Here is a 15570-nt window from a genome sequence, read left to right on the forward strand (position 1 = left end):
GTGGAGACAGTGCACCGCGGTTGCCGGGGACGGCAGGGCTGCTTATGACTCCAGTCGTAAACCGTTTTCATCATGCCGCAGCGGTGGGGCAGCTTGTTTGCCCTAGTTAACAAATCCCTGCTTTTTATCCGGATTTTACGCATCTAGCTGGAAAGTGGCGCGGATCCACAGTGCTGAAATCCGCCCGTGTTAGTTCACAGATCTGGCTTGTTAATAAAACGTTTCCATTGTGTGGTTTTTTTGGGGTTATTATCATGCGCCCCCTCCGGGGGCGACATTGCTCCCAACGAACAGAGTGCATGGAGCCCATATGACTGCTGATGCCAGCCAACCAACCCATTTCTATCTGCGTGCCTGGCGCTGGCATTTTTATGCCGGTCTGTTTGTTGCCCCGTTTTTATGCCTGCTCGCGGTGACCGGCATCGTCTATTTGTACAAGCCGCAACTGGATCGCCTGCTCTACCCGGAACTGCTGATCGTGGCTCCGGCTCATCACCATTTACCGGCTGATCAATTGCTGGCCGTTGCCCGGGCTCACTACCCCGAAGCGCGTGTGAGTAAATATTTACCTGCCGTCGCTGACGATCGCAGTGTCGAGGTCGTACTGGATGATCAGGGTGTGGAGCGGTCGCAATTTGTGGATCCCTATACTGGACGTTGGCTGGGGGAGCAGGAAACGGCATCGACCCTGCAGGGTGTGGCGCGTGGCCTGCATGCTGAATTACTGATGGGCAAGGTCGGTGACTGGATCCTGGAGGTCGTGGCCGGTTGGGGGCTGCTCTTGCTGGTGAGCGGCCTCTATCTGTGGTGGCCTCGCACCGGGGCCGGCGTGAATGGCGTCATGGTTCCCCGTCGCAGTCTGAAGCGGCGACGGGGCTGGCGCGATCTTCATGCCGCAACCGGCTTCTGGGCGGCCACAGGATTACTATTTTTCCTGTTGAGCGGCATGACCTGGACCGGTTTTTGGGGTGGTCAGTTTGCGGATGTCTGGAATCGCTTCCCGGCCAGCATGTGGAATCAGGTCCCCGAGTCGGCACCGCTGGCCCGCCAATTAAACCAGCCCCATCAGCAGACCGTACCCTGGGCTCTGGAAAATACTCCGCTGCCAGAATCGGGGGCCCATCATACCCATACCACCAGCCCGACGTTGAGCCATCAAGGGCAAATAGCGTTGCAGCAGATTGTTGAACTCGCCGAATCCCGGGGAGTGGCTCCTGGTTACAGTATCTCGCTGCCTCAAGGCGAACGTGGCGTTTACACCCTGTCCCTATTTGCCGACGATCCCCGTCATGATGCGACTCTGCATATTGATCAATACAACGGGGCTGTGCTGGCGGATGTGCGCTGGCAGGATTACTCCGCCGTGGCCAAGGCGGTGGAAACCGGCGTCATGCTGCATATGGGCAAGATGTATGGCCCACTCCATCAGTTGGTGATGCTGGTGCTATGTCTGCTGATCCTGCTGTTATCCCTGAGCGGCTTGTGGTTGTGGTGGCAACGCCGTCCGGCCCGGCGCTTTGGCGTTCCCCCTTTGCCTCACTCGTTATCGCTGTGGCGAGGCGCCTTGGTGATCAGTGCCGTACTGGGGTTACTCTTTCCATTACTGGGCGGCACTTTGTTACTGGTCTGGCTGCTGGATAGTGCCTGGCTGCGCTGGCGCGGATGTTCGTCTCGTCGTGCTGTCACCTCTTGAAAGCGTATTGATTTTTCCGGGCGACCCGCTCTTGGCCTCCTGGTCGCCCGGGCCTTAACCGCTTCCTGTGGTGAACTTTCTTCGCCAGCCCTTGGTCACGGCCGCCAGCTTTGGCACAATGCGGCCCTTGCGCCGCATATGTCAGGGAGCCGGCATGTCTGTTTTACCTTCTTCTTCCCGGCCATTTACGCCGCTGGAAATTGAACGCTTGCCTGCACTGGCCGTTTTGCCTGCCTTGCAAGCGGCTTTGTCCGCAGGTCAGCCGGTGATCCTGCAGGCTCCCCCCGGTGCCGGTAAATCCACTGCTTTGCCTCTGGCCCTGTTGCAATCCGATACCGTCAGCGGCCACATCATCATGCTGGAGCCGCGTCGCTTGGCGGCGCGCAATATTGCCCGTTATCTGGCGCAGCAGTTGGGTGAGGAGGTCGGTCAGCAGGTTGGTTATCGGGTTCGAGGTGAGAGTCGGGTCAGTGCGGCCACGCGACTGGAAATTGTCACCGAAGGGATCCTGACCCGGATGATTCAGGCCGATCCTGAGTTGCCCGGTGTCAGCCTGCTGATTTTCGATGAATTTCATGAGCGCAGCCTGCATGCGGATCTGGCGCTGGCCCTGAGTATCGAGTCGCGTAGTGCTCTGCGGCCGGATCTGCGCTTGCTGGTGATGTCCGCCACTCTGGATGGCCTGGATTTTTCCACCCTGCTACCCGATGCCGTGCTGCTGCACAGTGCCGGGCGCGCCTATCCCATCGAACATCACTATCGACCCGGCAACCGGCAGCAGCCCCTGGTGCCGCAATGTGGCGCCGTGGTGCTGGAGGCGCTGCAGAGCGAGACGGGAAGCTTGCTGGTGTTTCTGCCCGGTGCGGGGGAAATTGAGCGTCTGGCGCAATGGCTGCAAGAGCGCTTGGCCGATAGCCCCGACGTGCGGGTAGCGCCGCTGCATGGTCGGCTGCCGTTTGCCGAACAACAAAAGGCCATACTGCCGGCTCCCGCCGGGCAGCGCAAAATTGTGCTGGCGACCAATGTGGCGGAAACCTCGCTGACCATCGAAGGCATTCGTGTGGTGGTGGATAGCGGTCTGGAGCGACGGGTACGCTTCGATGTGAACAGTGGCATTGAGCGCCTGGAGCTCAAACAGGTTGCCAGCGCTTCGGCGACCCAGCGAGCGGGGCGGGCAGGTCGTCTGGGTCCCGGGGTCTGTTACCGCCTGTGGAGTGCCGAGCAGCAGGATCGGCTGGATGAGCAGAGCCCACCGGATATCCGGGTGATGGAGCTGAGTAATCTACTGCTCGAAGCCGCGCTATGGGGCTGCGAGCCGGAAGGCTTGCCGCTGCTGGAGTTGCCCCCGGCTGCGAACTTGCTGGCGGGGCGTCGGTTACTGCAACAACTCGAAGCGCTGGATGCTCAGCATCATCTGACAACCCGCGGGCGGCTGATGGCTCGGTTACCCTGTCATCCTCGACTGGCTCATCTACTGCTGTGCGCCGCGGATCTGGAACACCAGGGATTGGCCGGGATGATCGACGAAGCCTGTTATCTGGTGGCGTTATTGGAAGAGGAGAAGCGTGGCGCGGATCGGGTGAGCAGCTTGCTGGCCCGTTACGGCTCCGCGCTCAAGCCCCAGGCGCAACGCTGGCGTGAGCGGCTCGGGTCATTGCTGCCAGCACTGAGTAGAAAAACCGTGGGGACCGCCAGTGCCGGAAACTGGCTCGGACTGCTGGCTGCCCTGGCCTGGCCGGATCGCATCGGTAAGTTGCGCAGTGGCAGTCGCTATCAACTATCGGGCGGCCAGAGCGCCGATCTGGCGCCAGATCACTCCCTGACCGGCCGGGACTGGTTGGTGGCGATTGATCCCATGCTCAACGCCCAGGGGATCCGACTCTATCTGGCCGAAGCCGTGGATCTGGCGGCGTTGCAGCGTTATCTGCCTGCTCTGTTCAGCCGTGATAGCTGGTTTGGCTGGGATGAGAGGGAAGGGCGGGTGCGCGCCGAGCAGCAACTGCGACTTGGCAGCATAGTGCTGGAGCGTCAGCCGCTGGCCAACCTGAGCGACGAGCAAAAGGCGAACTGCCTATTGGAGGGTATTCGTAGCAAGGGCCTGGGGTGTCTGCCCTGGGATGAGGAGAGCGAGCAGTATCTGGCTCGACTGCGCTGTGCCGCCGAATGGCTGCCGGAGTTGAAGTTTCCGGCGGCTGATGAGGCGAGCCTGTTGGCGCAACTGGAGAGCTGGTTGCTGCCCCACCTGCAAGGCATGAGCCGATTGGAGCAGCTTAAGCGTCTGGATTTGAGTACCATATTGCGGCAGAGCTTGTCCTGGCCGTTGCCGCGGGAGCTGGATACTCTGCTGCCGAGTCATTTCACCGCGCCGACCGGTAGCCGCTTGCGCATCCGTTATCAAGCGGGGCAAGCGCCGGTGCTGCCGGTGCGCATTCAGGAAATGTTTGGCCAACGACAGACACCGACTGTGGCTCGTGGCACCGTGGCCCTGCTGGTAGAATTACTCTCTCCGGCCCAACGCCCCCTGCAGTTGACTCAGGATCTGGCCGCCTTCTGGCAAGGCAGTTACGGTGAAGTAAAAAAAGAGATGAAGGGGCGCTACAACTATTGGCCGGATGACCCTTCCGAGGCGATGCCGACCCGATATACCAAGCACAGGATGAACCAAGACAATGGCAGCGCGTAAACCCAGAGCGAAGAAGAAGCAGGCCTGGTATCAGCAGGTGAACTGGCGCCGTTGGGGCTGGTTGGCCTTCAAGTTGGGACTGGTGTTATTTGCCGGTCTGCTGGTGACCGGTATCTATCTGGATAGTCTGATCCGCGACAAGTTCGATGGCCAGAAGTGGCAGTTGCCAGCCCTGGTCTACAGCCGACCGCTGGAGCTCTATCCGGGGCAGCGTTTGTCGCAGAAGCAGATGCTGCATGAGCTGAAATTGCTCAACTATCGGCCGAGTAGCAAACCAACCAGCGCGGGCCAGTATGCCTCGGGGGGCAACAAGCTGGTACTGATCCGCCGCGCCTTCACCTTCTCCGACGGCGGTGAACAGACACGGCCCTTGCTGCTGACCTTTGATGGGCAACGACTCAAGCGTATCCAGAATGCCGACACACTCAAGGACTTGGGCTATGTGCGCATGGATCCGGTACTGCTGGATCGTCTGACCGGGGAGGAGATCGAGGACCGCTTGCTGTTGCGCCTGGATGAAGTTCCCCAGAGTTTTATCGACACCCTGCTGACGGTGGAGGATCGCGATTTCTACAACCATGGCGGCGTCTCCCTGCTCTCCATTGGCCGCGCCTTCTTTGCCAATCTCAAGGCGGGTCGTGCGGTGCAGGGCGGTAGTACCCTGACCCAGCAGCTGGCGAAGAACTTCTTCCTGACGCGCGAGCGCAGTCTGTGGCGCAAGGTGCAGGAAGCCTATATGGCGGTGATCATGGATTATCGCTACAGCAAGGCGCAGATCCTCGAGACCTATATCAACGAGATCTACCTGGGGCAGAACAAGGCGCAGGGGGTGTATGGCTTCGGGCTGGCTTCCTACTTCTATTTCGGCCTGCCGCTCAACGAGCTGGATCAGGATCAGATGGCGCTATTGGTCGGCATGGTGCGCGGTCCCTCCTATTATGATCCCTGGCGGTATCCGGAGCGGGCCAAGGAGCGTCGGGATCTGGTACTGCGACTGTTGCTCGATAACCTGAAGATAGAGCCGCCCGATTATCAGGTCTATCTGGCCAGGCCCCTGACCCTGCTGGAGCGTGGCCAGATGAGTTATGGCCGGACTCCGGCGTTTATGAGCCTGCTCAAGCGCGAACTGAAAGATAAATTCGGCGACAGTTTTCTCAGCCAATCCGGGCTCAAGATCTTCACCAGTCTGGATCCGGTGGCCCAACTGGCGGCCGAGCAGGCGGTGACCAGTCAGCTGGATCGCATCGAGAAGGAGCGCAAGCGCCCCGATCTGCAAGGTGCCATGGTGATTTCCAACTGGCGTACCGGCGAGATCTCCGCCGTGGTCGGCGGGCGGGATGCTCGCTATGCTGGATTCAACCGGGCGCTGGATGCCCGGCGGCCGATTGGCTCCCTGGTGAAACCGGCGGTCTATCTCACCGGTTTGCAGAAGGGCTATAACCTGGCGACCCCGCTGCGCGATGCGCCGCTGACCCTGCGTAATCAGGGCGGTCAGACCTGGAAGCCGCAGAATTACGACAAGGGGTATCGCGGTCAGGTGCCCTTGTATCAGGCGATGGCAGAGTCTCTGAACCTGCCAACCGTGCGCTTGGGGATGGATGTCGGGGTCGGCAAAGTGGTGGACACCTTGCGCGCGCTCGGAGTTACCCAGCCGATCCAGGCGTTTCCCTCCTTGTTCCTCGGCACTGTGGCGCTGTCACCTTTCGAGGTGAACCAGATGTACCTGACCCTGGCCAGCGAAGGGCTGTATCAGCCGCTGACCACGGTGCGAGCCGTGCTCGGATCCGGAAACCAGAGTCTGTATCAGAAGGATGTGAAGGCTGAACGGCGGGTGGATGCCCGGGTCAGCTATCTGACGCTGTTTACCATGACCAAGGTGGCAAGCCAGGGTACGGCGCGCTCCTTGGCGGCCCGGTTCCCCGGGGCGATACTGGCAGGCAAGACCGGCACCACCGACAATCTGCGCGACTCCTGGTTCAGTGGTCTGGACAATGACGAGTTGGTGAGTGTCTGGGTTGGACGGGATGACAACCAACCCGCAGGGCTCACCGGTGCCAATGGGGCGCTGCAACTGTTCGGGGATTATCTCGATCGCCGAGGCGTCAACTCGCTGCAACTGGCTGTGCCCAAAGGCATCGTCTGGGCCAACTTCTCCCGTGGCGGCAAGCCGGTGGCCAGCGGTTGTGCCGGTTCGCTGGCGCTCCCGGCGCGGCTGGATCAGATAGGCCCGACCGAAGCCTGCAGCAGTGGCGGCGATGCGCGACCGGATAATCCGGTGGACTGGTTCAAACAGCTGTTTAGCTTGAATGAAGAAGCGATCCCGGAGCGGGGATAATCTCAAACCCGCAACAAAAATAGTTCCGTTGCGACGAGCATTCAACATGGCGATTTCGATCGCCGTTTTTGCCGGAAATGGCGAACCATAGATCCGGGAGTGACCATGAATAGTCTGCTGTTAAAAGCCTTGAAGTCGTTTTCTGCGACCTGCAATAAAGCCATGCTGCAAGCCAACGATGAGGAGCGTATCAAGCTGACCCTCAAGGTGTTGCACAAGAACCGAATCCCCATCAATCCTGCGGAGATTGAGGCTTGGCTGGTCGCCAATCACTGGCCGCAGCGCTCGGTAGCCTCCATCGTCGGCTGGGCACTGGCTCTCAGCTCTAGCGGCAAGCTTCAGTTGAGCAACAAGAATCCCAAGCTGACCGAAAATGAGGTCTGGACCAAGCTCAACTCGCGCTGAGTCTGGCACCGAGGGCTGAGTATCACCTTCTCTTTTTTCTTTGGCTTAAAGCCGCGCCTTGATGGTTAGTTCGAGCCGGATACGGCCGCGGAGGCTTCGATTCATCGTTGCCGATGAGCAAGTTGAGCGAGTTAAACAAGCGACCTGAGGGTCGCTTTTTTTTTTGCTCTGGCTGGCAATAGTTTCCAACGAGCCCAGTGCTGAATCGATTTCTCATTTTGCGACCGCAGGGTGCTAGGCTATTTCGCAAACTGAGAATAATTCTTATCGAAATCACGAAATACCTGAGTAGAATCGTCAGATGTTGGCGTATTGTTGCTTGTCTGTTGCTGGCATGTTCCCTGCTTAGGCTCCTGTCGTTCAACGCGCAGACGGTAGCCCGTTGCTCCAACCTTAATCTGTTTTATCCCAGGAGCCGTTTCATGAGAGTCAATCAGCCGGTAAGCCAACAAGAACGCCTGTTTTCCTCAGAGCAGAGCCTGATTTCCACTACAGATCTGCACAGCCACATCACAGACGCCAATGCGGCCTTCTGTGCCGTTGCCGGATTTAGCCATGATGAGCTGGTGGGACAACCTCACAATCTGGTGCGGCATCCCGATATGCCCACTGCCGCCTTTGCCAATATGTGGTCGTTTATTCAGAACAAGAAAAGCTGGATGGGTCTGGTCAAGAATCGCTGCAAGAATGGTGATCACTACTGGGTCAGTGCTTTTGTGACGCCCATCCAGGATGAACAGGGCCGCACCATCGAATACCAGTCGGTACGCACCCTGCCGAGCGAGGAGGAAAAACAACGCGCCGGAGCCGTCTACGCCCAACTGCAACAGGGCACCACACCGCGCGCGCTGCGTCAGCGCGGGTTGAACTGCGAAAGTGGGATCTGGGCGGCATGCACTGTGCTGATCCTGGCTCTGGGCTGGCTGAGCATTGCTGGGGCCAACGTCTGGAATCAGGGATTGATGTGGGCTGCGCTCGGCTGTTTGTTATCGTGCGGGCGCCTGTTCTGGCAACGACTCGGCAGACTGCGGGCCCAAGCACGCCATGATTTCGATAACCCATTGATGCAGTTGATTTATATCGGCCGGGTCGACGGGTTGGCCGAAATTGAATTGGCCATGCGGATGCGGCGGGCGGAGCTTAGCGCCGTGGTGGCTCGAACCACCGAGACCACCCAGAGTATCCTGGCGTCTGTGGAGCAGGATGTGCGCAATGCCGAATCCATCACCCACAACCTGTCCGGGCAGCTGAGCCAGACCGATATGGTGGCCACGGCTGTGACCGAAATGGCGCAATCGATCCGCGAGGTGGCCCATAACGCCAGCGATACCGCTCGGTTGATCGAGGAAGCCAATAGTCTCTCCAGCACCGGACAAAGCGCGGTGAGCAAGTCCATCGCCGCTGTTGGTGGGGTCCATGAATCGCTCAGCAATGCCCAGACCGTGATCCATACGTTGGTCGAAAATTGCCGGGATATTGGTCGGGTGCTGGAGGTGATCAACGCCATTGCCAATCAGACCAATCTGTTGGCGCTCAATGCGGCCATCGAAGCGGCTCGGGCGGGAGATGCCGGGCGCGGCTTCTCGGTGGTTGCCGACGAAATTCGCTCGCTGGCGATCAAGACGCAAGCCTCGACGGGGGAGATCCAGTCCATGATTGCCCTGTTGCAGCAAAACTCGGCCAAGGCGGAGTCGGCCATGCTCAGCGGGTATAGTCTGTCGGATACCTCGCGACAGCTGACGGCGGATACCGGGGAGGTGTTGCAGCAAATCCACCAGATGCTGGATAGTATTGCCCAGCTGGGTACCCATATTGCTCACTCCATGGAGGAGCAGAGCGAGGTCACCGAGAGCATCCACCACAATGTGCTGACCATCCGGGAATTGGCCAGCGATTCGACGGATTCCAGCAAGAAGGCCGCGCTGCACATTTTGGGACTCAGTGGCCGTTTGAGTGCCATGAATAAATTGGTGATGCAATTCCAGCACTCTGCCAGATCAAGCCGGAGTGCTCAGGTGCTCAGCTCCCGTCTGCGTACCGCTGCTGCTGAGATCTAACCATCGGCTGAAGTTGCCATGGATTGATCTGCAAGAGGGAGACGCTATTCTCCCTCTTGTTTTTGTGGGCCCGCAAGGCTCCCTAGCCCGTCGGAACTAAACGACCACTTTGATCGCCAAACCGAGCAGGATCAGACCGCTGAGTTGATCGATCAACCGGGCTCTGAGCTTGAGTTGGGCCAGTACCGGACCGTGAGAAAGCAGTAACGCCACCAGACTGTACCAGAGGGCATCGATACCGCCTGCGGTCAGCATCATCAGGATTCCTTCGCGCCAGCCGGTGTCTTGATGCACAAACTGGCTGAACAGCGCGACAAAGAAGATAGCCAGTTGTGGATTGAGAAAAGAGACCGCCAATCCCTCCAGAGCACCGCGCTGACCTCTGGGGGCATGGGCTGTTTCGGCCTCGAGCTGGGATGATGCTTTGGCCAACAGGGCCTTGAGGCCGAGCCAGGCTAAAAATAGGGCACCGCCATACTGGATGGCCTGAAACAACCAGGGGGTGTTGGTAATGAGCAGCGCCAGCCCCAGCGCCGTGATGAGGGCGTAAATGCCGACGCCAACGCCATGGCCCAAACCGGTGGCGACCCCATGCAGACGTCCGCCCTGGACGGTATTGCGAATGATCAGTGCCAGACTGGGCCCCGGACTGATGGCGCCCATCAGGCAGATGGCGGCCAGCGCCAACCAGGTGGTGAATTCCATATCCCTTCCTTCTCTTCACACTCTTGTTTTGCCGGAGATGTCGGGGCGATATCGCCGCCGGACATCGAATGGACTCCAGCCTAGAGGGATTTTGGTTATTCTAAAAATGAAATTAATGAATCAATAGTATTCAATATTGGAATTATCTATCCCACCAATTGGGCTGCCAGATGTTGTTCGGCGGCCCGGGTGGCCTGTTGCAGATGGCCGCTAAGATAGGGAAACACCAGCTCGCGGAACCAACGGTGGGCCGGATCCTGCTGATAGCGTTGGTGCCAGATCAGCTGGTAGTGCTGACGAGCACAGGCGAAGGGCAAGGGGCGCAGGATCAGATCGTGCTCCTGTGCCAGCTGCCAGGCGATATGGCTGGGAGTGCTGAGCAGGCAATCGGTGCGCTTGAGCAGCTCTACCGCGGCCTGAAAGAAAGGCACCTTGGCAAACCAGCGACGGCTAACGCCATGAGGTGCAAGCGCTTGCTCGATGGCACTCTCTTTATCACCGCCACCGCTGACCTGCAGGTGGGCGGCCGCCAGGTATTCCGCCAAACCGAATGGTCGGCGGCTCAAGGGATGATCGCGACGCATGACAATCGCCAGACCGTCCTCGCCCTGGCACTGACTGTTGAGCTGGGCGGGCAGAGTGTCGGTCAGTGTCGAGACCAGATCCAGCTCCAGGCTATGCAGTAAGGGGAGTTGCTCCTTGTGCCACAGACTGTACTCCAACGCGGCATGGGGCGCCGCCTGAGCCAGAGCCTCACCGATCTGCGGCAAGATGTACTGGGCAACATAATCCGAGGAGGCCAGACGAAATACCCGCTGGCAGTCGGCCGGATCAAAATGGACGGGAGCGTAGAGTTCGTCCAGCACTTCCAGCGTGCGACTCAGGCTCTGCAGCAAGAGCTCGGCGCGTGGCGTCAACAGCCAGCGCTGGCCCTCCCGCACCAACAATTCATCGGCAAATTCCTGTCGCAACTGGGCCAACTGTTTGCTGATCGAGGGCTGACTTAAGTGCAGCAGCTCGGCCGCACGGCTGACGCTGCGGGTTTCCAGCAGTGCCTTGAGGGTGGGCAGCAGGTTGAGATTGACGTGGCGCATGGATGGATCCAGGCAAAGGTAATGACTGTCTCATCTTACTCCATTCGGTTGACAACACCGAGACGGTCAACCGAATGGGCACCAGACACTTGTATGCCGTGGTGTGACGCCTTGTTCGTGGCGGCTAGCTATTAATTGCTGATGCCGATATCCAGCTTGAAGCTATGCGGAGTCGAAGATTGCTCGGCGGCGCCCATCTGGTAGACGCGGATACGGTACTGGCCGCTGGCGGGTAGTTTGCCTTCATAGCGATTACCGAGGGTTGAGCCGATGAAGATTGCTTCTTCGCTCTTGGGGGGGAGAACATTGAAGTAGGTGCTGGATTTACCGGTGAGGTTCACCACCATGCTCTGGTCTGCCTTGGCACTGAGGACGTAATCCAGTGTCTGATGTCCGGCGATTTTGCCCTGGAGACTCGCGTTGGATTCTCCTTTTTTAAATTGGACTTGCTGTACTTTGATGCCATCTTCGGCCATGGCCGCTGATAGGGGCAGAAAACTCAAGCAGAGTGCGGCGGCGATCAGCGCTCGTTTCATGTGTGACTCCTGTAGTGGGAACCGTTGGGCAAGTGTGCGTTGCCAAGACGCTATCATGTTGATACCACTTCCTTAGCCTAATCTGGATGGTGTCGTTCGTCATCACCCGACGGGGGACGTCATGATTTTTCAGCCTCATGGGGTAATCACCCTGATGCTGTTTTCCGGCTTGTGATGCCGTATGCTGGGCATCACGACTGGTGAGTGGGACATGGCATGGCGATTCAGGGAGTTGGAGCTGAGTGGGGAGAGCGACGCTCTTCAACGGGCGGGGCGAGCCGGGGCAAGGTCGCGGTTCCTGCGGGCAAAGAGGAGAGCAGCAAGAGCCCGGATCTGGAATTTCTGGCGCGCATCGATCGCAGCCGCATCACCCACTCGGCAGCCTTTCGCCGTCTGCAGGGCAAGACCCAGGTGGTCGGCGTCGGCGAGAACGACTTCTTCCGCACCCGCTTGACCCATTCCCTGGAAGTGGCCCAGATCGGCGCGTCACTGGCCAACCGCCTGGCCTGGTATGGCAAGCGGGAAGGGATGGAAGAGCTGGCGCCCTGGGTGCCGCCTGAGCACCTCATCGAGACCGCCTGCCTGGCCCACGACATCGGCCATCCGGCCTTCGGCCACAATGGCGAGAAGATCCTCAACTACTACATGCTGGAATTTGGCGGCTTCGAGGGTAATGGCCAGACCCTGCGCATCCTCAGTCGTCTGGGGGAATACTCCGATGGATTTGGTTACGACTTCACCCGGCGTACCCTGCTGGCAGTGCTGAAATATCCGGTGCTGTTCGCTGAGGTGGCGCCGGATTATCCCGAGCGCCCGCTGGCTACGCCACGCAATCTGACCCCCTGGCATCCGCCCAAGTGTATTCACAATGACGAGTCCGAAATCCGCGACTGGTTGTTGGCACCGTTCAGTGACGCGGATCGTCATCTGTTTTGCGCTCCGGTTGCGGTTGAAAAGGTGGAGGCGGGGATCCGCATCAAGGGTTTACGTGCGGCCCATAAGAGCCTCGATTGCAGCCTGATGGAGATTGCCGACGATATCGCCTACGGCGTGCATGATCTGGAAGATGCGCTGGCGGTCGGGCTGCTCAGTCCGCACAAAGTAGCGACGGAACTCGGCGAGCTGCTGGCAGAGGTGGCACGGCTGGAGAGTCGCAAGAACCGCGAGCCGGATTATTACGCCAAGCGCATTGCCAGCGGCGAGCCGCGTTTGCTCAAGCAGGCGATCACTAATCTGGTCCATGTACTGGTAACCCAGACTGAACCGGTGAAGTTGGGGCTGTTCGAGCATCCATTACTGGATTACCGCCTGCGCTTACGGCCCGAAGCCGAGGCGATCCTCAAGCGCTTGAAGAACTATGTATTTGACGAGGTGATTGCCCAGCCGCGCATTCGCACCCTGGAATATAAGGGGCAGCAGATCATCGCCGAGCTGTTCGAGGCGTTTCGGGATAACCCCAACGACCTGCTGCCGCGTTCGGTTTCGGCCAAGATCACCCCGGGCAGTCGTCACTCCTTGCATCGCACCGTGTGTGACTACATCGCCAGCATGAGTGACGGTGAAGCGACTGCCATCTATCAGCGGCTATTCCTGCCGGGTAACGGCTCCATCTTCGAGCCCTGGTGATATTTCGATGCCGCCCCTGTTAATTCCTCCGGATCAGTACCAGACACCCGCTCGGCCAGAGCTCAAGCGGGAGGTCTGTTTCTGGCGCTCACCGGCATGTCCTGGGGTTGAGCTCAGACGCGCCAGCTACCGGCGCCAGACCTTCCATCGTCACACTCATCCGGTCTATTCTCTCGGCCTGGTGCTCAGCGGCAGCACTGAATTTGACTATTGCGGACAGCACTTTTGTGCCCAAACCGGGGATCTGGTCCTGATTGCACCGGGAGTGGTCCATGACTGCAATCCGCAAGGGGACGAGCCGCTGGGCTACTGGATGTTTTATCTGGATGCTGCCGTGTTGGGTGCCCCGACTGCCGATAGGGCGACTCCGCCGCCGGTCCTGGCCGATCCCGGGCTGCGGCAACGTTGGCAGCAATTGGCTCAGCAACTGGTGCATCTCTGCCAACTGCCCCCCGAACTGGAGGCTGCGGCGGCCGCGACCTGGCAACTCGAGTTGCAACAATTATGGCAACAGACCTGGCAGAGCTGGCCGCAACCTCGTCTGTCGGCTCCCGCCGGAATGCCATTGCCCTGGTTACAGCAGGTGCAATCCCAGTTGGCTGCCGAGCTGACACATCCGGTGGCGCTGAGCGAGCTGAGTGTCCAGGTCGGTATCAGCCCCAGCCATTTGAACCGGCGTTTTGGTGCCGCGCTGGGGTTACCGCCCCATCGCTATCATTTACAACTGCGGATTGATGCCGCCATGCGCAAGTTGGCCGCGGGGGAGTCGATCGTTCAGGTGGCCATCGATTTAGGCTTTAGCGATCAGAGCCATTTTACCCGCCTGTTCAGCCGGGTGGTGGGGGCAACCCCGGCGCAGTATCAGCAACGACGCTAGGATGAAAAATTAGCTTCCGTCCATCAACAGGGTGTTGGTTGAGCCATGGCTGTGGATAGTGAATGCGGCGAGTTGACCCGCCGTGAGCGCAATATCATGCCAGACCAGCCGATAGCCGCAGCGTAAGATAACCCCATCGACGTTGCTTTTTGGAACCTATTTACCCCATGACTACCTCTGCGGATACCGCCTGTACACCATCCTCTCGCCTCGCTGCCGATACGGTCCCTTTCACCCGGGCGCCTCGTCCCTATACCGGCTGGGCGCTGCTGGCCTTGACCGGTGCCGTGCTGCTGTGGGGAACCTCCTATGCCGCCACCAAAACGGCCTTGGGCTATTTCTCCCCCTGGCTATTGATCTGGTTGCGGATGGTGATGGCATCCGTGGTGTTATTGCCCTTCTGGCACCGCTTGCCCAAGCCGGTCTATCAGGCCGGGGATTGGAAATGGTTACTGGGGCTGGGGGTGCTGCAACCCTGTCTCTACTTTCTACTCGAGGTGCAGGCGCTGCAATTTACCAGTTCGGGGCAGGCGGGAACGGTCGCCGCTCTGGCGCCGCTGTTTGTCGCTTTGCTGGCCTGGATCTGGCTCAAGGAGCGGATGGGACTCAACGGCATTCTGGGGCTGCTGCTCTCCCTGACCGGTGTGGTGCTGTTGTCGCTGGGGGCCGGACACAACCAGTCAGCACCCAACCCCCTACTGGGCAATGCCTTGCAACTGCTGGCCATGCTCTGCATCGCCTTTTATATGGTGATCCTCAAGCGGCTGAGCAGTCGTTACGACACCTGGTGGTTGACCGGAACCCAGAATCTGCTCGGTGTACTGTTCTTTCTGCCGGGGATCTGGCTGGCTCCGGAAGGAACTCTCGCCGCTGCGCCGCAAAGCGCCTGGCTCAGCGTGCTCTATCTGGGCGGGCTGGTGACGCTTGGCGGTTTTGGTCTCTATAACATGGCGATGCGCTGGATCCCGGCCTCCCAGGCGGCGATGAGCATCAACCTGGTGCCGTTGATCGCGTTACTCATGGGGTGGTTGTGGCTGGATGAGTCACTCAGCCTGCTGCAATCGGGCGCTGCACTGGCTATTTTCGGTGGTGTGGTGTTGGGGCAGTTGTCGACGTCGATGAGTTGGCGTAAGCGAGGGCTGTGTGTGCGGTAATGCAAGCATGGTATCAACGGCATTCCACCGGGCCGAAGGCATCAGCGTTGCTTTACATAAGCTTACAGTCGTGAGGTCTCTCATACATTGGTAAAAAATTAACTCCTGGCGTTGCTATAGAGCAAAAGCCCGATAGATTGGCATCCAATTGATACCTAAATGGATGATGACTATGAAATGGAGTGCGGGAATTGTAGCGGTATTGTTATTAGCGGGCTGTGGCGGCGGTGGAAGCAGTGACGGCGGTAGTGGCGGTGGCAGCGGTGGTGGTACCGATACTGGGGGCGGGAGTGAGGCTCAGGATTTGCTGGCTCTCTATCAGGCAGGGCGGGATCGCACTTTGTTAATGAAATTTGAACAGGCTGATCGTCTATGATCTAATCACGCCTCCATGCAGGAGGCGCA

Annotated in this window: 12 protein-coding genes; 9 read left to right on the forward strand and 3 right to left on the reverse strand. The window is 59.1% G+C overall.

Features of this window, described 5'->3' with window-relative positions:
• Positions 1-310: 310 nt before the first annotated feature.
• The 5 genes from ACYVG7_RS08635 to ACYVG7_RS08655 all read left to right on the forward strand — a co-directional run bounded on the left by ACYVG7_RS08635 (position 311) and on the right by ACYVG7_RS08655 (position 9173).
• Complete coding sequence (locus ACYVG7_RS08635) at positions 311-1693, forward strand: PepSY-associated TM helix domain-containing protein (RefSeq protein WP_460882749.1); 1383 nt, start codon at positions 311-313, stop codon at positions 1691-1693.
• A 199-nt stretch (positions 1694-1892) separates the two neighbouring features.
• Entirely contained in the window at positions 1893-4376 is a 2484-nt protein-coding gene (gene hrpB / locus ACYVG7_RS08640; protein WP_460882761.1) for an ATP-dependent helicase HrpB, read from the forward strand.
• Positions 4363-6711 (forward strand): penicillin-binding protein 1B, encoded by a 2349-nt coding sequence (gene mrcB / locus ACYVG7_RS08645; RefSeq protein ID WP_460882750.1) that lies wholly within the window; start codon positions 4363-4365, stop codon positions 6709-6711. Before hrpB ends, mrcB begins: the two co-directional genes overlap by 14 nt.
• Before the next feature lie 105 nt (positions 6712-6816).
• The gene (locus tag ACYVG7_RS08650; RefSeq protein WP_460882751.1) at positions 6817-7116 is read left to right on the forward strand and encodes a hypothetical protein; all 300 of its coding nucleotides are present in this window, start codon (positions 6817-6819) and stop codon (positions 7114-7116) included.
• Between the two features lie 422 nt (positions 7117-7538).
• Entirely contained in the window at positions 7539-9173 is a 1635-nt protein-coding gene (locus ACYVG7_RS08655; RefSeq protein WP_460882752.1) for a methyl-accepting chemotaxis protein, read from the forward strand.
• Positions 9174-9269: 96 nt separating this feature from the next.
• On the opposite strand, the gene ACYVG7_RS08660 is transcribed toward ACYVG7_RS08655, so the two are convergent.
• The 3 genes from ACYVG7_RS08660 to ACYVG7_RS08670 form a co-directional block, all read right to left on the reverse strand.
• On the reverse strand, positions 9270-9878 hold the full coding sequence (locus ACYVG7_RS08660) for a LysE family translocator (protein ID WP_460882753.1): 609 nt from the start codon (positions 9876-9878) through the stop codon (positions 9270-9272).
• Positions 9879-10024: 146 nt separating this feature from the next.
• Entirely contained in the window at positions 10025-10972 is a 948-nt protein-coding gene (locus ACYVG7_RS08665; protein WP_460882754.1) for a LysR family transcriptional regulator, read from the reverse strand.
• A gap of 131 nt (positions 10973-11103) precedes the next feature.
• The gene (locus ACYVG7_RS08670; RefSeq protein WP_460882755.1) at positions 11104-11508 is read right to left on the reverse strand and encodes a DNA breaking-rejoining protein; all 405 of its coding nucleotides are present in this window, start codon (positions 11506-11508) and stop codon (positions 11104-11106) included.
• 216 nt (positions 11509-11724) lie between these two features.
• Between ACYVG7_RS08670 and ACYVG7_RS08675 the strand changes: the two genes are divergently transcribed.
• From ACYVG7_RS08675 to ACYVG7_RS08690, 4 genes are all read left to right on the forward strand, one after another.
• On the forward strand, positions 11725-13134 hold the full coding sequence (locus ACYVG7_RS08675; protein WP_460882756.1) for an anti-phage deoxyguanosine triphosphatase: 1410 nt from the start codon (positions 11725-11727) through the stop codon (positions 13132-13134).
• A 7-nt stretch (positions 13135-13141) separates the two neighbouring features.
• Positions 13142-14011, forward strand: a complete 870-nt coding sequence (locus ACYVG7_RS08680; protein WP_460882757.1) for a helix-turn-helix domain-containing protein — start codon at positions 13142-13144, stop codon at positions 14009-14011.
• Between the two features lie 167 nt (positions 14012-14178).
• Positions 14179-15165, forward strand: a complete 987-nt coding sequence (locus ACYVG7_RS08685) for a DMT family transporter (RefSeq protein ID WP_460882758.1) — start codon at positions 14179-14181, stop codon at positions 15163-15165.
• Between the two features lie 172 nt (positions 15166-15337).
• Complete coding sequence (locus ACYVG7_RS08690) at positions 15338-15541, forward strand: hypothetical protein (RefSeq protein ID WP_460882759.1); 204 nt, start codon at positions 15338-15340, stop codon at positions 15539-15541.
• The last annotated feature ends 29 nt before the right edge of the window (positions 15542-15570 follow it).

This window comes from Pseudaeromonas pectinilytica (assembly GCF_054780855.1).